At 37.3% G+C, this 464-nt stretch carries 1 protein-coding gene; it reads left to right on the forward strand.

Annotation, left to right across the window (positions count from 1 at the left end):
- Window positions 1–464: RHS domain-containing protein (locus tag Q0856_RS18060; protein ID WP_298507235.1), on the forward strand; the 464-nt coding region annotated here is incomplete at both ends.

Raw genomic sequence — 464 nt, forward strand, 5'->3', positions numbered from 1 at the left:
TACACCTATACGTGGTATGGTAATGGAATGTTAAAAGCCATTACACAACCAAACCACAAAACCATATCTTTTGAGTATGATGCTCTAGGAAGACGCACTGCTAAAATATATAATAAAAAAATACATAGGTACCTCTGGGATGGTAATGTACCATTACACGAATGGAAATACAACCTAAACCAACGCCCCGAACTCGTTGTAGATGAATTTGGCATACTCACAGAAAGCACCCCAGAACCCATAGAAAACCTTATTACTTGGGTGTTCGATGAAGGTACATTTAAACCTGCCGCAAAAATTACAAAAGACGAAACCTACAGTATTATTACAGATTACTTGGGTACACCCGTAGAAATGTATAACTCTAAAGGCGAAAAAACTTGGGCAGTAGAATATGATATTTACGGAAAAGTACGTAAGTTTGAAGGACGTTCTTTAACAGATTGTCCTTTTAGATACCAAGG

The organism is uncultured Maribacter sp. (assembly GCF_947496775.1).
In the GTDB taxonomy this organism is placed as follows: domain Bacteria; phylum Bacteroidota; class Bacteroidia; order Flavobacteriales; family Flavobacteriaceae; genus Maribacter_B.